Origin of the sequence: Marinicrinis lubricantis (assembly GCF_042658665.1) — a bacterium.
Lineage (GTDB): Bacteria > Bacillota > Bacilli > Paenibacillales > KCTC-33676 > Marinicrinis > Marinicrinis lubricantis.
Genome location: NZ_JBHSQV010000174.1, coordinates 45,779 through 64,707 on the forward strand (window position 1 = coordinate 45,779; position 18,929 = coordinate 64,707).

Below are 18,929 nucleotides of genomic sequence, written 5' to 3' on the forward strand. Positions count from 1 at the left end.
GAGCGCCGTTATTTCGGCGATAGCTCCTCGCTTGTATGTACAGGCTTTTTTTTCGGAATCATGATGAGACGAAAGGGGACCTAACATGTCACAATGGATGCAGTCCGCAGGCAAAGTGATGGTTGCACTGGATTACCCGGAAGCAGATCAAGCCAAAGCACTGCTGCAGGAGCTAGCCGGCATTCCTTGCTATATTAAAGTAGGCATGCAATTGTTCTACAACGCGGGGCCAGCCTTTATTGAACAGCTTAAGAGCCAAGGGTATAAGGTGTTTCTCGATTTGAAAATGCACGACATTCCCAACACGGTCAAAGGCGGGGCCGCAAGTATTACCCGATTAGGTGTTGACATGTTTAATGTGCATGCGGCAGGAGGCAGGCAGATGATGGAGGCCGCATTGGAAGGGTTGCAGCAGGCGCTTGCCCCGAACCAAACCAAACCGTTGGTCATTGCTGTGACCCAATTGACCAGCACCAGCGAACAGGTGTTGAATCAAGAGATTGGGATTCCTGGAACGATGATCGATGCGGTCGTTCGTTATGCAGGATTGACGAAAGAGTCAGGTTTAGATGGGGTCGTCGCTTCATCGCTGGAGGTTCAGCATATAAAGCAGCACTGCGGGCCGCAATTTATAACGGTCACACCGGGGATTCGCCCTTCCGGAGTGGCGGCAGGCGATCAAAGCCGCGTTATGACTCCGAAGCAGGCAATGGAAGCAGGAACGGATTTCATCGTCGTCGGTCGGCCGATTACGGGTGCGGAACGCCCTAGAGAAGCATTGGAACATATATTGAAGGAGATGAATGGTGAATGAATAGAGACCAAGCGTTATCTAAAAGCATCGCCAAGCAATTGCTGGAAATTGAGGCTGTTAGTTTAAATCCGAGATCGCCGTTCACATGGACGTCTGGACTTAAATCTCCGATTTATTGCGACAATCGAATGACGATGTCCTTCCCGAAAGTAAGAGAACAAATTGCTGAGGGCTTCGCTACTTTGATCCGTGCTCAATATCCAGAGGCAGAGGTCGTTGCAGGCACGGCAACTGCGGGCATTCCCCATGCGGCTTGGGTCGCACAAAAGCTTGATCTGCCCATGATCTATATTCGAGATAAAGCAAAAGGTCACGGCAAACAAAACCAGATCGAAGGTCGATTAGACTCGGGTCAGAAGGTTGTCGTCATTGAAGATCTGATTTCCACGGGCGGAAGTTCACTGAAGGCGGCGCTGGCTGTTAGGGATGCGGGAGGAGATGTTCTTGGCACTGCGGCGATCTTTACTTATGAATTTGAGCAATCGGTGAAAGCGTTCGAGGAAGCGGGCATTCCACTGCACACTTTGTCCTGCTATTCAGACTTGGTTGAACTTGCTGCTGAGCTTGGCAAGGTGGCGAAGGAAGATCTTCAGCTGCTTCGAAGCTGGAAGGACAATCCTACCGCGTTCGGACAATAAATGAATCGAAAATCATGAAAGGCACGATTGACGGATCGTGTGGATGTAGACTCCTTTGGATCTCCGAAGGAGTCTTTTTTGTTTCGCATTCGATCGTAAATCAGTCTGCAGACTGAGATCACAAGGTTCTACAGATGATCTTTTTATGATACATATTATGGTTAAATGGAATAACGTTATTGCTTAGGGATTGTTCTAAAAGTCACTCATGACTAGGACAATCCCTTTTCTTCGAATTAGAAGAGTGAGTAGATTACAAAACTGGCAAATTACAAGTTTTGGTCACAAATTGTCTTTTAACGCAGTTTCTTATCAAATAAAAAGGAAATGCCTGTTTTACATCGAATGGAAATATGTTTGGGAAAAATCGGTTTTTATGGCTAAAGTACATGTAACTTTTTTGCAATTCGACTCGTCTATAATGTAAATCAAGAAAAAATGGAGGGGGACGTTGTGCCGTTATGCCATGGCTGCTGAAAAAGAAAGAGAAAGTACATAACGAAGAGACAGCCGCTGCAGTAAAAGCGGTGGAAGTCTCTAACGATCAACAGCCGGAGCAGGAAACGGAGAACGATCAGGAACCGCTGCTTCAAGTCATGAACGTTAAGAGAGCTTTTCAGGTTGGCGGAAATCAACTGGCCGTCTTGAAAGGGATCGATATGGAATTGAAGAAGCGGCAGCTGGTCATGCTTCGAGGCCGTTCCGGTTCAGGGAAAACCACCCTGATGAATATCATAGGCGGTTTGGACCTTCCGACAGAAGGGGAGGTTTATTTTAAAGGAAGACCGATTCACAAATGGAACGATCAAATGAGAACCCGTATTCGCAGAAAAGAAATTGGCTTCATCTTTCAAACCTTTGCGCTGATGCCGCTGCTTTCGGCGTATGAGAATGTGGAGCTGTCCCTGCGGATGGCCGGATTTCCGAAATCGCAGTGGAAGCAAAGAGTAACGCACTGCTTGGATTTGGTCGGTCTGGTGAAAAGAATGCATCACCGCCCATATGAAATGTCCGGTGGAGAGCAGCAGCGGGTAGCAATTGCAAAAGCCATCGCGCATCGGCCTTCATTGATTTTGGCCGACGAGCCGACAGCGGAGCTGGATTCCCAAATGAGCGCCCAGGTGATGGCGGTATTTCAAGACATTATTCAAACGGAAAATGTGACGATTTGTATGACGACGCACGACCCTACAATATTGGAGGTAGCTGATCATGTTTACCAAATGGTGGACGGAAAATTCATCAAGCAAGAAAACTAAAATGAAACAAGCGGCAGTCATTTCTGCCGTGCTGGTGTTCAGTATCAGTTCTGCGGGCTGCTCCTTGCTTCCGGATGAGACAGCGGAAGAAGTGCTTCCGCCGATCCAGGCACCAAAGCTGTCCGAGAAACCAGAGTATGCCGTTACCACACAGACGCTGGAAACGACCGTGAGCGGAGTCGGCAAGCTGATGTCTGCACGGGAAGAAACACTATTCTTCACCGATGGTACTGCCAGCGGCTCGGAAAGCGGTTCGTCCGGTGGAGGCAACATTCTTGATATTTATGTGAAGGCCGGAGATTATGTGGAAGCCGGTACGGTCATTATGGAGCTGGATACGCAGACGATTGAAGACAATTTAAGACGAGCCAGACTCGACTTTAGAAAAAACGAGCTCGATATGAAAATGAAGCTTAGAGAAAAGGATCAATACACGCCAGAGGAATTCGAGCAATTTCAAATCGATTTTGAGAATGCCCGATTGGAAATCGTAGAGATGGAAGAGCAGATCGAGAGAGCGAAGCTGAAAGCGCCTTTCAGCGGAACGATCGTTTCCATTAATGTTTCAAGGGGCGATGCCGTGCAGGCGTATAAGCCAGTGGCTGTGATTGCAGACTTGACTCAGCTCACCGTTACCGCGAAGCTGAGCCAGAACGATCTGCAAAAGGTTGCTCCTGGAATGGAAGCCGTTGTAGACATTAACGGGATTGGTTCTCAGCAGGGTACGGTGAAGCAATTGCCTGTCGATAACGGGGAGGAACAGCCAACCGATCCATGGGGAAATCCGATGCCTGGCAACGAAAATGATGTAGAGTCCATCGAGGACTATCTTGTCGTTGAGCTTGCGGGCATGCCTGAAGGGGCAACTCGCGGAACTCCGCTTAGCGTGAAGGTTATCGTGGATCGGAAGGAAAACGCGGTTGTCATTCCGCCTTCCGCTTTAAGAACATATGGCGGGCGCACATACGTCCAAGTGGTTGAAGAGGACGGCACGAAGCGTGAAGTGGATGTCGAAGTCGGTCAACAAACTTCAACCGCTGTGGAAATTGTGAAAGGACTAGAGCCAGGTCAGAAAGTAGTGGGTAAATAATGGCGATGTTCAGATTCGTCTTTCGAAAAATGTGGAACACGCGATGGTTAACCTTGAGTACGCTCGTCGGGTTAATTATTGCGGTGGCTTTTTCAACAAGCATTCCTATGTATGCCAATGGGTCATTGAAGCGTGTCGTTGAGTCAGAACTTCAGGAAAATAACAGCGGCTTGCCAGCAGGTTCGATCTTGATCCGCTACCAAGCCGTCGGTTCGGAGAAACCGGATCTGGATTCTCTGAATGACGTCAATCAATATATTGAGCAGGATATTCCTGAAGCGATCGGCTTTCCACAGCATAATTATGTTCGTAATTATTCTTTAAGGTCATCCAATATAAAGCCGGCGAATGACGAGACGGCCGATACGAGCAGACGGCGTCAAATGTCTGTTATGACGCTGACGGATTTCGAAAATCACGTAGATATTTTGAACGGTACGATGTTTTCCGATCAGGTGGACGGTGATATTATTGAAGCGGTCGTCCTTCAAGATTCGTTATACAGCAATTATTTTCAGATTGGTGACGTATTTTCTTATCCGATTTCAGGCGGCAACGGTATACAGCCGTTAAAAATCAAGATCGTCGGTACTTACGAACCCAAAGCACCGGAGAATCCATATGACGCTTATTGGTTCCAAGGTCTGGATTCGATGCTGAATACTTTCATTATTAACGAGAAGGTGTTTCAGGAAGAACTGCTGGAAAAGAAAAATGTCCCGCTCGATGTTGCCAAGTGGTATTACAATATTGATTTGAGAGAAATTCAAACGAGCCAGCTTTCAGCCTTGTCGTCTACGCTGGAGGAAATCGACTCGGAAGTGTATCAATTGCTGAAAAATACGAAAGTCGATTTGTCCTTTGATGATATGCTGAAAGAATTTCGTACACAAAGCTTGCAGCTTCAAAGCTTGCTGTTCACGTTGGCCGCGCCGATGATCGCCATGGTGTTCTATTATATTGCGATGAATTCAAAGCAATCTCTGGAACGCCAGCGCAGCGACATTGCCGTATTGCGAAGCAGGGGCGGAAGCACGAGGCAAATTTTTATGGTGTACTTTTTGGAAGGCTTGCTCCTAGGCGGAACGGCACTTATTTTAGGACCATTGATCGGTTGGTTTATGGCCAAGAGCATCGGCTCCTCTAATGGCTTCCTGACCTTTGTGAACCGTAAGTCTATTCCGGTGGACATTAATATGGATGCGGTGCTGTATGGAGTTCTCACCGTTGTCATCGCGCTGTTAGCGAGCCTGATACCAGCTTTGTCCTATGCGAGAAAGTCAATCGTCAACGTGAAGCAATCGATGGCCAGAGCCGATCGCAATCCGTTCTGGATGCGCTGGTTTATCGACATTGCACTCGTCGCAGTGTCTGGATACGGATGGTATATGTTCAACGAGAACAAATTTTTATCTATGCGCTCAGGACTTAGCAGCAATGAGCTGCAAGTACAGCCGTTGTTATTCTTTGTTCCGGCATTAACGATTTTTTCGTTAGGACTTGTATTTTTAAGAATATTTCCGTGGTTGTTAAAATTGTTTAACTGGATCGGCCGAAAATTCATGCCTGTACCTCTTTTCCTAACGCTGACGCAGCTGTCGAGATCAGCTAAGGCGTATTATCCGCTCATGCTGCTGTTGATCTTGACGCTCGGACTTGGGGTATATAATGCATCCTCAGCACGCACCATCGATCTGAATTCGACGGAGCGTATACAATATCAATACGGAACAGATGTCGTCGTTAAGTCCGTATGGGAAGGATTTATTGAAGTTTATCCAGAAGCGCCGGATAATGGCGGCGGCAATGGAAACGGTGGAAATGGCAGCGGTGGTGGTTCTGGCGGCAATGGAGGCGGCGGACAGCCTTCTGGTCAGCCCGGCGGCAATCCGGGACAGAATGGGCCTCCTCCTACGGTGACTTATCGAGAACCTCCATTCCGGATCTTCGAGCAGTTGGAAGGGGTTGAGTCAGCAGCACGCGTTCTGAAAACACCAGGAAACGCAGTGGTAGCCGGTAAGACTGCAGGTCAAGGTACGGTACTCGGTATTGATAATACGACGTTTGGCAATGTCGCCTGGTTCCGTGATGGAGACCTGCTTCCGCATCACCAGAATGAATACTTGAACTTGCTTGGTTTCCACGAAGCGGCCGTGTTAGTTCCTGAAGGGTTCGCAAAGCGATACCGTCTAGAGCCCGGAAATATCATGAACATTTCAATCAACCAGCAATCCGTTGAATTCGTCGTTGCCGGAATCGTCCCGTATTGGCCTTCACAATATCCGGATGAAGAGCCGTTCTTCATTACGAATTTGGATTATATTTACGATCAAGTGCCAATGATTCCATATGAGGTTTGGCTCAAGATGAAGGCTGGTGCGCTGACCGCGCCTTTGATGGAGGAGCTTGCCAATCAGGGAATCCAGCTTGCTTCTATAGAAGATATGCGGATTGAACTGGCGCAGCAGGAGAAGCATCCGTCACGTGGCGGCGTGTTCGGCATCCTGTCCCTCGGATTTTTAGTGTCGGTGATCGTTTCACTCGTCGGGTACGTCCTGTACTGGTTCTTTAACTTGTCGAGTCGGGTGGTTCAATTTGGTGTACTTAGAGCGATGGGACTGTCCCGCAAACAATTAACGGGCATGCTGCTATTGGAACAGGGTTTCACCGCTGGACTTGCGATCTGTCTGGGGATTGTGATTGGGAAAATTGCCAGTCTGCTATATTTACCTTTCTTGGAGACGTCAGAAAGCGCGAAGCAACAGGTGCCGCCATTCCGCGTCGTATTCGACAGCCAAGATACTATGCAATTATACATCGTTGTCGCCGTCATGATGCTTATTGGAGCGGGACTGCTGCTCATGCACATCCGTAAGCTTCGCGTTCATCAAGCGGTGAAGCTGGGAGAGGAGCGGTAATTCATGATTGAGTGTGAAGGACTCGTTAAAATCTATAAAACAGATGAAATCGAGGTTGTGGCGCTGCAAGGGCTGAACATTCACGTGAAGCCGGGCGAAATGATGGCCATCATCGGCAACAGCGGAAGCGGTAAATCGACTCTGCTGAACATATTGGGCGGTCTGGACCGCCCTTCTGCCGGACAGGTACGTGTAGGAGAATGGAACCTACTGAAAATCACTGACGAGCAGCTCGTCGAATATAAACGGAAAACAGTCGGTTTCATTTGGCAGAATAATGCGCGAAATCTGCTTCCGTATTTGACTGCGCTTGAGAATGTTGAGATGCCCATGATGCTCAGCGGAAAATACGACCGTACATACGCCAAACAACTACTAGAATGGGTAGGTCTTAAGGACCGAATGTACAACAAGCTGCAGCAGCTTTCCGGAGGGGAGCAGCAGCGGGTCGCAATCGCGATTTCGCTTGCAAATCGTCCACAGCTATTGCTCGCCGACGAACCTACCGGTTCTGTGGATACCCAAACTTCAGATATGATCATGGATATTTTCAGGCGTATGAATCAAGAACTAGGCGTTACGATTGTGATTGTTACACATGATCTTTCATTAGCCGGAAAGGTAGACCGGGTCGTCGCCATTCGCGATGGACTGACCAGTACCGAGTTTATCAAGCGAAATCCGAATCTGGATCTTCTATCGCTGGACGGACATCGCAAAATTGGAGATGCCCATGAGGAGTATGTAGTTGTCGATCGTGTGGGACGTTTGCAAATTCCGAAGGATTATTTGCAGGCGCTCAGCATTGACAGCAAGGCGTCGATGGAATTCGACGGGGAGAAAATTATCATTAAGTCACCGACACTACTGGAGGGGAACAAGGATGAAAACAATTAACCGAAAGGCTTTTACGGCAGCCGTGCTTGCTTTGATGATGGTCATGGCGACCTTCCTTGCGGCATGCAGCAATAACAATTCCGGGGGATCTGACGATGAGAAGCGTGTGCTTCGCATTGCAACCCTCTATGGGGATGGCGGTTACAACGAAGGCATGAGAAGCCAGTATACGGATCTTTTCGAATTTACCCATAAGAACATTGAAATTGAATTTGTCTCCGCCGTTAATTGGAATGAGATCTATATGACAAGATCATCTGACCAACCTTACGAAGAGCCGGATCCTTCCGAAGCGATGAAAGCATTGATCGAAGGCGACAACCCGCCGGATATCGTATTTGTTGATCAAACGGTCCTTGCAGACATGGTAAATGAGAATCTGCTGCAATCGTTAGAAACGTATATTCAAAATGATGAGTTTGATATTGAAGATTTCGTTCCAACGGTGATCGAAGGTCTTCGGGAAATTGGAAACGGAGAGTTGTATGCACTCGCTCCTACTTTTTCTCCGAGCGCTTTAGTTTACAACAAGGATATGTTTGATGAAGCCGGAATTGAATATCCCACAGATAATATGACATGGGATCAAGTATTTGAAAAAGCGCAGCTTGTCAGTGCACATTTTGCAGGCGCTCCAGAGAAGAAATTCGGTTTCGCTTTTTCCTCGTATTCCAATAGCATGAACTTGTATGACGACATGCGTTATTATACAGCTCCGTTAGGGCTGAGAATGTTTGATGATGAAGGAAAAACGATGCTTGTCGATACACCGGAATGGGAACAAGTTTGGACGCAAATGATAGAGTTGAAAAAGCAAAATGTATTCCCTGAGCCGCCGGATTACAGCAACATGCCAGATGGTGGATACAGCCGTTATTTCGATCATGCTTTCTTATCTGGAAGAACTGCGATGATGCTGCTCAGCTATGGTCAAATTAATGAAATTACAACAGCAATGCAATTGGGTGATCAAATTCAAGGTTTCACTCCATTCGCTTGGGACGTTGTAACGTATCCCGTACATGCAGCTCAGCCGGATGTAGGTGGATTTATGAGTATGGATCCGATTATGGGTATTGCTGCAAATGCGCAAAATACGGAAGATGCTTGGGAGTTCATTCAATTTATTAATGGAACAGAATGGGCCGAACTCAAATCAAAGAGCTCCTATAATATGGTGGCTCGGAAGTCGTATATTGAACAGCCAGCAGGCATGAACATTAACTTGGCAGCTTTCTACACACTGAAACCTGGTCCGGATCCATATGGTGAAATGAATAAAAACGGACAAAACTATTGGGAAGTTTATTCCATAGCATACGATGTGTTTAATCAAGTACTTCAAGAGCAAATCACTGTGAAGGAAGGTCTTCAGCAGTGGAAGACCCGCGGTGACGAGGTTTTACAGCGTATGAGCCAAGAACAGAGTGATAGTGCGTCAGATGGTGCTGTGACTTTACCCGTGAAATAAGCAACAGTGTCTTATGGGCCAATTCCTTACAAATTGGAAGGATTGGTCCTGTTTTTTTTCCGCGGAGTGTGAGGCATGTTATAATGATATGAATCGGTATCGGAATGCTCAGACAGGAGGTTATAGGATTATGGCAAGAAGAGTGCACAGCAGAGAAGTTCGTGAAGCCGTTATGAATAAGTTGGAAGCTAGAGGCGTGACCATTCAAGATATTGCGGAAATTGTATATGAAATGCAATCTCCATATGATCCGGATTTGACGATCGCTGATTGTGCCGACAGTGTTCAGAAAGTATTGAATAAAAGGGAACTGCAGCATGCGATTTTAGTTGGGATTGAACTGGACGTATTAGCGGAGAAAGGGATGCTTTCAGAGCCGCTTCAGTCCATTGTAGAAGCTGACGAAGGCCTCTTTGGCTGTGATGAAACGTTGGCATTAGGTTCCGTTCTTGGCTACGGCAGCATCGGTGTGACGACGTTTGGGCATTTGGATAAACATAAGGTAGGTATTATCCAAAGGTTGGATACGAAGAATGGGAAAGGAGTTCATACTTTTCTTGACGATCTGGTCGCGAGTATTGCAGCTTCTGCTTCTGGACGTATTGCGCATCGGAAAAGAGATGAAGAAGAAGCGGAGCTGCAGGAGGACGCAGGCTGATCACGAAAATCATGATTTTATCAAGGATGAGGATTTTGGGCGTAACAAATGCACTTCTTTTGGTTATGCTAGTAGAAGCTAGATGATCAAATGGAGTGTGGATTGAAATGAAGTGGGTATATTGGAACCGATTGTACAGCAGCCGATTTCAAGCCAGCTGTATGGCCCGAAGAATGGAAGAGGATTGGTGGATCTACGGGTATGAATGCCCGGATACGGTAGAGGTATTCAAATCCAAAAAAGGCCGATTTGGCGTCCGATATATGTTGTGAGAAGAAGTTTGACTGAATCAAATAAAATCATAAAATCCCCTTGACTAAAGGCCCTTGATTAGTATATATTATTATTTGTCGCTGTCCTAAAATGCGTCAGCGGCATATTGACGCGGGGTGGAGCAGTTCGGTAGCTCGTCGGGCTCATAACCCGAAGGCCGCAGGTTCAAATCCTGCCCCCGCAACCAAACTATGTTTTTTGAGGGCCTTTAGCTCAGTTGGTTAGAGCGGTCGGCTCATAACCGATTGGTCGGGGGTTCGAGTCCCTCAAGGCCCACCATGATTAGAAACCTTGGAGTAACAAGGTTTTTTTTAGTGCCTTGGAAGTTTAAACAGATCAAATGAAAAAAGCTTGCTCTTCCCGACGAGGTTGAGCAAGCTTTTTTATAGGTTCTGCAGGGGAAGTTATTGGATCGGCTCATCCTCAATGAGCTTTAATACAGGTTTCCATTCCTTGGATAAGTAAGCTCTATCTTCCGGATGCGTGATAACCTGCAGGTACATATGTCCTTCTTGCGGTTGTATACGTCTTACATAAATGTGGGCCTCACCCTGCTCTTTGAATTCGATCTTTTCAATACGAATGTCATATCCAGAATTCGGTTTGGCTCCCCAGGTGACTATGACTTGTTGTATTTCATCCTGCAGCATCACGGTTTTCAGTTCAGGCTCGTCGTCGATCTGAACGGGTTCATCCAGGACAGGAGGGACCGGATCGCTCGATACGGGATCGTCACCGTTTGGCACATCGGGAATGGGTTCATTCATTCGTTTCACAAATTCCAATGCGTCGAAAATCATTCCCGCCGCTTCCCCTCGAGTGATAACACGTTTTGGATAAAATTTGTTGTTTTCATCGAGTGTAATGATTTTGCCATTCAGCAGCATCTGGATACTGCCCATATAAGCTTCATCGACTTCACTTTCATCTTCAAGCATGAAGTACATTTCTGTAAATGCATATTCACCTTTGGCGGTAAGCGCGTGTAATAGCAAATGGGCGAACTGCTCTCTAGTGATTTTGTCCTGAGGCCGGATATCCCGGTCTAACGGTAATCCGTTCAATTTCGCGATGATGAACGCATCCGTATACCAAGCATCTTCAGGGACATGGTTAAAGGAATCTGATGCCATCGGCTCTTTTACAAATTGGATATGATCGATATTCAGCTTGAAGCTGGAAACGAGCATACTGACGGCTTGAGCGACGGTCATTTCCGTTTCGGGCATAAATTGCTCTTCATTTACACCATGTACGGCTCCAAGGGCTCTGAGCTGCATAATTTTGTCTTTGTTGGGAGAATGGTCAATGTCATTGAAAGCAAATACGCTGCCGGTGATCATAAGCAGAAACACGAGCATGGTCGTGATGACCGTCTTGAAACGGTGCTTCATGAGCTGCCTCACTCCTTCAAGTCTATTATTTGGTTAATTTCACCGTTTTAGACGGAAAGCGTGCATAAAAGGTTGCAAGCAGGTACATGCACCTCAATTAGAAAGGAAGAAAACCATTGATCATCAGGCAATCGACATTTGTTTATTTAATTCTTATTATGCTGGAGGTTTGCTCGTTTCTTATGCTGTCAACTGGTCTCATGCCGCGGGGTTCTTAGCTGCATCGGGGTAGCTTATAAAGTGGGATTGAAGATGAAGGAGATCGTTCGGGCTTTCATTGAGGGTGCCGCTTCTTACGCTTACGGTCTCTTATATGAGAGACCGTAAAGCGAAGCTGTCACATCAGGCATCTGTCCGCGACTCCGGAACCACCTTTACTTCTTAAGCGCGATAGGCGATAAAACGCAGCCTCTGATAATGAATGACCCATCGGCCTTCCTTGAAAAATAACGGCGCTAGTTGTTGCTCTATCGCTGTATATAGGAGACTACGCTGCTCGGGGGTCAAAGATGAAAGCCATCCTCCTGCGAATTGATCGAGCCAAATCGCCAGACCTTGTTCGGCTTCAGCGAGCGGTGTAGGGCGGTGAATGGATTCCGCCAGACGAATGTGGAAACCGTACTTTTCCAGCAGAATGATGTATTCGCCTATGGGTGGAAAGTACCATGGGAAGGACGAGGCGAGGTCGATTCCCAGCTTCTGATCGGACAACTCAATGACGGCATCGGTGATGGATTGTACGTTGCCTTTCATGCCGAATTCTGCGACAAATCGGCCTCCCGGCTTCAGTGCTGCAGCTACGCATTCCACTACCTGCTCTGGTGGGCGTATCCAATGCAGGGCTGCATTGGAGAAGACCGCATCCTGCAGATTGTCCATCTGGAATTGCTTTGCGTCGGCCACTTTGAATTTTAATTGAGGATGCTTTCTTTGTGCGGCATCAATCATTTCTTGCGAAGCATCTATGCCGATGACTCGTGCGCCAGAATCCGCAATTGCCTTCGTCAGATCTCCAGTTCCACATCCCAGATCCAGTATCTGTTCGGCCGGCTTTGGTTCGAGCCATGAGATTAAGCTTGCTCCGTAGGAGGAAACGAAAGAGTGAAACTGGTCGTACGTTTCAGTGTTCCATTTCATGTGTCAGCACGCTCCTTTTGATGAATGGGATAGTCATGCAACAATATATGGAGATGTTAGGATCATTATAGCTGGATCTTGAATATTGTTGAAATATATAAAAGATATATAATCAATAGGTAACAACTATAACGAATTCTTTTGAAGGGCAGAGCATCGAGATCGCTTAGCGACTCTGACTCTGCCTTTTGCTTCCTGAAAGTGTGGTGGTGAACGCCTAACGAACGCGCTGGCGGGTATGGCTCCACTTGTCATGGAGCAGTCTTTTATCTTTTCGGTATAGACGGCTGATGATATGCAATACGAAGACCACATCAACCAGAAATACGGCGAACATGATTAGCTGTGTGATGATGATAGGAAACTCTTTTACAACCCCTGATAGCAGCAGCATATTCATTCCGCCCCAACCAGCATACAGGAGCCCATAACGGTGAACCAATTCGGCTAGTTCAATACGTTCTCCTTGTCCTATGAGTCGGATGCGGAGCAGCCATTTACCGAATGTATATCCGTTCGTTATCCACGGTACAAAGATGAAATAAGCAAGTATCGGCAATAAGGCGTATATTGGTTCACTGACCATGACAATGAATCCAATGGGAAGCAGGAGCAGAAGGTAATCGACTCCTAAAGCAAGCAGTCGTCTTGTTAAGGCGATTGGCAGCTCGTCCAATACGATTCCTTCATCGAGCTCTTCTGTCTTCGGCAGGAAGCGGGTTAATAACGGAGCAATGATATACCCGAGCAGTCCTCCGGATGTGTTCGCAATCAAATCGTCCACGTCAAATAATCGATAAGGACATTCATAAATGCCGTATAAGCCGGTAACCTGTGTTATTTCAAAAAAGAGCGAAAGAAGCAGCGACGTGAAAATCGTGCGTACCCAGCTTCTCTGGAAATAATAACGCAATATCATGCCGAAAGGGACTAGCATCAGTACGTTAAATGCTACCTGCTGAAAGGCTCTCTCTCCAAGAAGGGATATATAAGTTCCCGGTTTAGATAAATTCACTTGGGTCTCATTCGCGATATCTTCTATAAAATGAAAAGGCGTTGACTGATATGGATCATGGATCATTGATTCAGGCGTACAGGTTTGCTGCGTATCTGGCAACGGAAGGATCACCAGGAAGTAGGCATTCATTAAATACAACAGAAGAGCATACAAAACAACGGCACGGATTTTGTTAATATATCCATACTTCCGATATTGGTACAGCAGGAACGGCAGCGTAAAAAGGAACGCTGCCATTGGGAAGAGCATGAAAGCATATTGAATTGGAATGATGTATGACATGGAATCACCTGTAGTCGTTCGATAGAAGTCGTGCCTATTCATTGTATGTGGTTTGTCCTCAAAGTGCAATACAACATGATAAGAGCAGCATGTTTGGTCCACAGAAAGAGGAGGGAGGGACAAGGCGATAGATTATAGATTGAAAAATGCATGAAAAAAAGCCTTGCTGGTCAAGGCTTTAGATACAGATGAAGCGGTGGCGAATTGTGATGGATGGAATATGTCTCCTTTACGGGACGTTAAGCTCTCTTTCCGTTACCCATTTATGATTTTTGACGGGTTCGCCGTCTGTAGTCGGTGTATAGTCGACCATATACACCGTTGTTTGTTCTGCGGAATCAATTATAGCCGTGGCACCGAGCATGCCCTCCATATGATCCGCATTCAGGACAACGTCTGTGCCTGGCTCATATGGCTGATCCCCGGCATGTTGAATTTCCTCGTGTATGATCCATTTGTGATTCGTGATTCGTTTTCCTCCGGTTGTTGGTGTATAAGATACAGCATATACCGTCGTATCAAATGCTCCAGTAATGGTAGCGGTTGCTCCATTCATCCCTTCCATATGGTTCGCCTGGATAACAGCCTGACTTCCAATGGGAAAGGTGGGGGAATTCGCTGGTTCTAACTGCTCTGGCACCTCGCCCGTAGAAGAATGGTTCATTTCGGAGTGTTCCTCTGAATGTTCGCTTGTCTGATTCGCATCGTTCTCGTTATTTCCGTTTCCACATCCGCTGAGTAAGATAAGGGCAGCTGCGAAAAGCAGTATAAGTTGTTTTTTCATGGAATCCATCACTCCTATGCTTTGATTTTCATTAGTTTTCTATATTGAAAACGCGAGGACCTTTATCGAAAATTCGAATTCACTACATGGTAAGTTTCCCGTATGCTAGAAAATTATACCTCTATTTACCTTTATCACGAAAAAGAGATATAACAAAAAGGCTTGCTCCAGCTTGAATAGCTGGTCAAACCCTTTGAGGGATACGGCGAACAGTCTTGGATCACTATCCGAAAAACAAATCGAGGATATTCGATCCGGTAGAAGACTGCTTATTATAAAATTCCGAATAGCCGCAGTTGTTGCAGTATACGACGAGAAATTTGTTGTTTTGAATATCGAACATTTTGGATAGTCCGGTTCCCGTCATCGCGACTTCTTTCGTACCTGCATCCCGGCTTCCACATTTAATACACCCTTTTTCGTTCATGCTGATTCCTCCTCTGGACATTGTCTTGCACATAAATGCGTTATTGAGTTGTTTGATTGTTAGTACGTGAATGGTTGGAAATTGTTTCGAAAAAAGTCGTGGAGCATCACGATTCGTTTATCATTGTTGGCCAATATGATATGCACAGTGACCCATTCAAAGGACTGCAATTGGTAGTGAAAATTTGGGTTTGACAACAAAAGCATATCTTGTTATTATTAATTTTGTCGCTGAACGAAATATAATTCATGATCTGTTAGCTCAGCTGGGAGAGCACCATCTTGACAGGGTGGGGGTCAGTGGTTCGAGCCCACTACAGATCATATCTACAACGAAAACCCTTGATTATCAAGGGTTTTTCGTTGTTTTCATCACTTTTTCTTGTGAAACGGAGATTGATAGAAGTTTGATCAGATCGTGGTGAAAAAAGAAGTAAATATACGTATTTTATGAATTCCCCTCTGAAGTCGGATCGTCCGAAACTGAAGCCTGATCTTGAATTTTTGATGGCGCACGTCGGCATGTACCAATAAGCAGCAGCAAGGCAATGATGCCGAATATACTTGCCGAAAAGTAAAAATACGTCACTAAGGAGGATTCTATATTAATCATAAAAGGAAAAAGAAAAAGAGAGCCAGCCGAAAGAACCCATAGCAACGTCAACCGGGAATGGGTTTCTGCTGCGAAATCGTTGGCACCTGAATCGGATGCATGCTGAGATAAGGCAGTAAAGAATTGATGCATAAGGAGCATCATGAGAAGCAGCATCAAACTAGTAAAAGCGAGTTGTAGGATTGATTCACTTGACGGAACAAACGCAGACGTACTCTGGTTAGGCGGTACGATGAGCTCCGGAACAGCAAGGAAGGTAAGGATGGCTGCATATGGCCAAGCTTTGTTATATGCTGTTCGGTATTGCCCCAAAATGTGAATAGCACTCCACATCAACCCGTAACCAATAACATCGGGAAGCACATCAAGAGATTGAATACGCAAGTCCAAAAGCACTAACAAGATGCCCCATCCGAAACGATGAAATGCGGTAGTTAAAGCTCTCTTTCTCCTCCTTTCCGCAGGCGAACATAGGACCTCAGATGTTCATCATATAATTGAGGCTGCTCATTGATATACTGCACATTGATGATATGACCCTGTTCATCTTTCATCGTAATCATCAGTTGATACGCATGAAAACGACGGACATCCTCGTTATCCAGCTGGAATATATAAGAGCCACCTAATGGATCCCCTTTATTGAGAGTTAAGGGGAAAGCGGTCGTATCTACATAGGACTTCCCGTTCACTAGAATATCTATTGAATCGGAAAGCAGTTCCGGAAAGCTATGCGTCACCGAGGCAACCGTGATATCTTCCTGAACGGTACTCCCCCAACGGCCAGTACCGTTAGAAGAACTGCTTGAAAAACTGAATTCTAAATCATACTCACTTTGTGAACGGGGATGAACGATAATTTCCCCTAGGGAGACAGTATCCACCAGACCGTCGCTATAGTATACCGTAGCTTGCTCAAACCGAAGAGAGTTTTCTAAGTTCCGGAAGATTTGATCGGATACAGGCATGACAGCAGCTTCCCTCAGCTGCAAACGCCCACGCTCGTCTCTTGTTCTTACTTGTGCTACATTCAGTACGATATCGTCATTCACACGGAATTGATATGGCTCGCGTTCAGAATCACGGTTCGTAATAAAGTAGATACTCATGTGGCTCAATAAATCGGTAGAGATTTCATAGTAATGCTCTAAGTATATGGGCTTTTCTAACTTTTGAGATTCATAATACCAGACGTTCCCGCCCCAGGAGGCAATAAGCAGTAAAGAAAAAATCCATGGCCAGTGTTTCTTCAAATCCCCCTCATCATCCTTTCACAATTGATTAATGAATTTGTATATTTTTGTTATTTTTAACCAACCCAATTCTACCATAAATACTCATTCCAATTGTAATAGGCTCTAGCCAAAAAATACTGCATGCTGCAAAACGGAACTTTTTTGTAAGTGTTTTCGTTCAAATATCGTAAGATGTTTTAAGGAAGGTTATATCATTCATGAAATTGAATTATTAATTACATATCCAAACTCAAATAAATGGGAATGGAATTTTATGGTGCGTACCAATAAAGTATGGGTTAATGGTTATTCGTCAATGCTTAAATTCTGAATTTGGAACGACATATTGATGGTAAGACGAGGCTCTACGATATATGGTTTTAGGAGAGGGTAACATCTATGGAAATGAACGATTTGCTAGTCATCAAAAAAGCAATTGATCAATTAGATAGCGGAGAATTGAAAACGTATTTGGGTTTTGTTTTGAGAGAAATCAAATGGTTAAAGGAACAGCCTGATTTGCATGAAGAGTTCGTTGCCAAGCTTATCCAGCTGTACGATGATTTGATCAAATTTCAAGAAAAGAAGGGCAAGTGGGATCCTGCCCCGGAAAGCACGCATGTCCATGTCGTCTGCGGCGATTCTTTTGCTGGTTCTATGAAGCACGCACTCCAGAACCTCGGCTGGTCTGAAACGCACAAGGTGATCACGCTAAGAGAAAATTACGCGATCGGACCGTTAAATGGACTGGATACATCGGAAGGGAGGAAGGCTCGCAGTAAATGGTTTCATGAAAATATCTCAGAAGCATTCACAGCCTACGCTGATGTCGAAGAGGAATATAACGATCTATTGGACAAGATAGAACGAATCCCTGATCAGGCCCGAATGATCATCTGGACAAGCCGTAGTGCACGCGAGCAAGTGGGGATGAGGCATGCGATCCATTTACTAAGCGGGAGCAAAAAAGGCAACAGTACATCTGTGCATGACGGTTGTGCGATTTGTGAAAAGCTCTACAATCGTCCGGATGTCTCTATGACATATTTACACTCGGGTGAAATTCCTCCTGACAAACTGCAGCAGGCACTTCTTCACATTGATGAAGGGGATCGTTTGAATGATGCCGCAATCGCTCAATTGAAGCGGGAATGGCAGGTCATTTCGGAGCGTTCAGGCGTGCTGCGTATTTGGCGGGAGAATGCAGTGGAGGAGGTTCCCGTTGATTATTACGATCATTATCTTCTGCAGAAGCTGGACAAGCTGAGACCTCCAGCAGAAGATAACGGGTTTATCAAAGCTGCTCGACTGATCGGCGAAGCGATCGGCTATTGTGACCAGTACATAGGGGACTCTTATTTTGAATACAGGTTAAGAGAGCTGATTTATGATGGTGTCCTTGAAATTAAAGGAGTGCCTGCGGCGATGAGATATTACAGCGTTAGAAGAAAGAGGCATACGAATCGTTGAGACGGCTCAATCCCTGTAATTGTGGCTTTGATCGCTGTATGAGCATTATTAAATATGGATGATAAGGAGAATGAACGATATGTGCAGAAACATTAAGCCGCTGTTCAATTTCGACCCTCCGGCGACAGATCGAGAAATTCAAGCAGCTTCTCTTCAATTCGTTAGAAAAATTACCGGAACGAACAAACCCTCGAAAGTGAATGAAGAGGCATTCCATCGGGCGGTGGAGGATGTCTCGGAGGTGGTGCGCCATCTGCTGAATTCGTTAACAACGAATGCAGAGCCCCGCAATCGAGAAGAAGAAGCGGAGAAGGCACGTGCCCGCAATGCGAAAAGATTTATGGTCTAAATGAGTAAAATAGAATCAGATGAAACTACAGGAGCCTTTGCTGATGCAAGGTTCCTTTTTCGTATTTAAAGCTATATTGAATCAATTTCATAAATCTCATGCCTTGATATGACTGACTTTTTTAGACATAGAAAAAGGAGTACCTCCCCAAATCTCGAATAGGTTAAGCGACTAAACCAACCAATTGAGATGAGGTGAACTCC

At 45.7% G+C, this 18,929-nt stretch carries 18 protein-coding genes and 3 tRNA genes; 14 read left to right on the forward strand and 7 right to left on the reverse strand.

Annotated features, from left to right (window positions below; all coding sequences use genetic code 11):
• Positions 1 to 85: 85 nt before the first annotated feature.
• From pyrF to ACFPXP_RS16550, 11 genes are all read left to right on the forward strand, one after another.
• Positions 86 to 814, forward strand: coding sequence for an orotidine-5'-phosphate decarboxylase (gene pyrF, locus ACFPXP_RS16500; RefSeq protein WP_379895447.1), 729 nt, complete (start codon positions 86 to 88; stop codon positions 812 to 814).
• Positions 811 to 1,452 carry an orotate phosphoribosyltransferase gene (gene pyrE, locus ACFPXP_RS16505; protein ID WP_379895448.1) on the forward strand — a complete coding sequence of 214 codons (642 nt, stop codon included), beginning with the start codon at positions 811 to 813 and terminating at the stop codon, positions 1,450 to 1,452. The genes pyrF and pyrE overlap by 4 nt, the downstream gene beginning before the upstream one ends.
• Before the next feature lie 461 nt (positions 1,453 to 1,913).
• Positions 1,914 to 2,711: an ABC transporter ATP-binding protein gene (locus ACFPXP_RS16510; RefSeq protein WP_379895449.1), complete on the forward strand. Its 798-nt coding sequence runs from the start codon at positions 1,914 to 1,916 to the stop codon at positions 2,709 to 2,711.
• Positions 2,665 to 3,801, forward strand: a complete 1,137-nt coding sequence (locus ACFPXP_RS16515) for an efflux RND transporter periplasmic adaptor subunit (protein ID WP_379895450.1) — start codon at positions 2,665 to 2,667, stop codon at positions 3,799 to 3,801. The genes ACFPXP_RS16510 and ACFPXP_RS16515 overlap by 47 nt, the downstream gene beginning before the upstream one ends.
• Positions 3,801 to 6,719 (forward strand): ABC transporter permease, encoded by a 2,919-nt coding sequence (locus ACFPXP_RS16520; RefSeq protein ID WP_379895451.1) that lies wholly within the window; start codon positions 3,801 to 3,803, stop codon positions 6,717 to 6,719. The genes ACFPXP_RS16515 and ACFPXP_RS16520 overlap by 1 nt, the downstream gene beginning before the upstream one ends.
• Before the next feature lie 3 nt (positions 6,720 to 6,722).
• Positions 6,723 to 7,616, forward strand: coding sequence for an ABC transporter ATP-binding protein (locus ACFPXP_RS16525; protein WP_379895452.1), 894 nt, complete (start codon positions 6,723 to 6,725; stop codon positions 7,614 to 7,616).
• Positions 7,603 to 9,087, forward strand: coding sequence for an ABC transporter substrate-binding protein (locus ACFPXP_RS16530; protein WP_379895453.1), 1,485 nt, complete (start codon positions 7,603 to 7,605; stop codon positions 9,085 to 9,087). The genes ACFPXP_RS16525 and ACFPXP_RS16530 overlap by 14 nt, the downstream gene beginning before the upstream one ends.
• Positions 9,088 to 9,217: 130 nt before the next feature.
• Entirely contained in the window at positions 9,218 to 9,745 is a 528-nt protein-coding gene (locus ACFPXP_RS16535) for a phosphatidylglycerophosphatase A family protein (RefSeq protein ID WP_379895454.1), read from the forward strand.
• Positions 9,746 to 9,852: 107 nt separating this feature from the next.
• The gene (locus ACFPXP_RS16540; RefSeq protein ID WP_379895455.1) at positions 9,853 to 10,017 is read left to right on the forward strand and encodes a hypothetical protein; all 165 of its coding nucleotides are present in this window, start codon (positions 9,853 to 9,855) and stop codon (positions 10,015 to 10,017) included.
• Between the two features lie 111 nt (positions 10,018 to 10,128).
• Positions 10,129 to 10,205, forward strand: a tRNA-Met gene (locus ACFPXP_RS16545).
• A 15-nt stretch (positions 10,206 to 10,220) separates the two neighbouring features.
• Positions 10,221 to 10,297, forward strand: a tRNA-Ile gene (locus tag ACFPXP_RS16550).
• A gap of 125 nt (positions 10,298 to 10,422) precedes the next feature.
• On the opposite strand, the gene ACFPXP_RS16555 is transcribed toward ACFPXP_RS16550, so the two are convergent.
• From ACFPXP_RS16555 to ACFPXP_RS16575, 5 genes are all read right to left on the reverse strand, one after another.
• Entirely contained in the window at positions 10,423 to 11,412 is a 990-nt protein-coding gene (locus ACFPXP_RS16555; RefSeq protein ID WP_379895456.1) for an S-layer homology domain-containing protein, read from the reverse strand.
• A gap of 381 nt (positions 11,413 to 11,793) precedes the next feature.
• Entirely contained in the window at positions 11,794 to 12,549 is a 756-nt protein-coding gene (locus ACFPXP_RS16560; protein WP_379895457.1) for a class I SAM-dependent methyltransferase, read from the reverse strand.
• Positions 12,550 to 12,766: 217 nt separating this feature from the next.
• Entirely contained in the window at positions 12,767 to 13,849 is a 1,083-nt protein-coding gene (locus tag ACFPXP_RS16565) for a VanZ family protein (protein ID WP_379895458.1), read from the reverse strand.
• 229 nt (positions 13,850 to 14,078) lie between these two features.
• Positions 14,079 to 14,633 carry a YdhK family protein gene (locus ACFPXP_RS16570; RefSeq protein ID WP_379895459.1) on the reverse strand — a complete coding sequence of 185 codons (555 nt, stop codon included), beginning with the start codon at positions 14,631 to 14,633 and terminating at the stop codon, positions 14,079 to 14,081.
• A gap of 223 nt (positions 14,634 to 14,856) precedes the next feature.
• A complete protein-coding gene (locus ACFPXP_RS16575; RefSeq protein ID WP_379895460.1) occupies positions 14,857 to 15,060 on the reverse strand; it encodes a zinc ribbon domain-containing protein in 204 nt (67 codons plus the stop codon).
• A gap of 250 nt (positions 15,061 to 15,310) precedes the next feature.
• Between ACFPXP_RS16575 and ACFPXP_RS16580 the strand changes: the two genes are divergently transcribed.
• Positions 15,311 to 15,383, forward strand: a tRNA-Val gene (locus ACFPXP_RS16580).
• A 124-nt stretch (positions 15,384 to 15,507) separates the two neighbouring features.
• Here the strand turns inward: ACFPXP_RS16580 and ACFPXP_RS16585 are convergent.
• On the reverse strand, positions 15,508 to 16,074 hold the full coding sequence (locus ACFPXP_RS16585; RefSeq protein ID WP_379895461.1) for a hypothetical protein: 567 nt from the start codon (positions 16,072 to 16,074) through the stop codon (positions 15,508 to 15,510).
• Positions 16,075 to 16,106: 32 nt separating this feature from the next.
• Positions 16,107 to 16,925 (reverse strand): hypothetical protein, encoded by an 819-nt coding sequence (locus tag ACFPXP_RS16590; protein WP_379895462.1) that lies wholly within the window; start codon positions 16,923 to 16,925, stop codon positions 16,107 to 16,109.
• A gap of 381 nt (positions 16,926 to 17,306) precedes the next feature.
• Here ACFPXP_RS16590 and ACFPXP_RS16595 point away from each other — a divergent pair, with 381 nt between their 5' ends.
• Together ACFPXP_RS16595 and ACFPXP_RS16600 are read left to right on the forward strand one after the other, a co-directional pair.
• Positions 17,307 to 18,377 (forward strand): DUF1835 domain-containing protein, encoded by a 1,071-nt coding sequence (locus tag ACFPXP_RS16595; RefSeq protein ID WP_379895463.1) that lies wholly within the window; start codon positions 17,307 to 17,309, stop codon positions 18,375 to 18,377.
• A gap of 79 nt (positions 18,378 to 18,456) precedes the next feature.
• Positions 18,457 to 18,726: a DUF2277 domain-containing protein gene (locus tag ACFPXP_RS16600; protein WP_379895464.1), complete on the forward strand. Its 270-nt coding sequence runs from the start codon at positions 18,457 to 18,459 to the stop codon at positions 18,724 to 18,726.
• Positions 18,727 to 18,929: the final 203 nt, after the last annotated feature.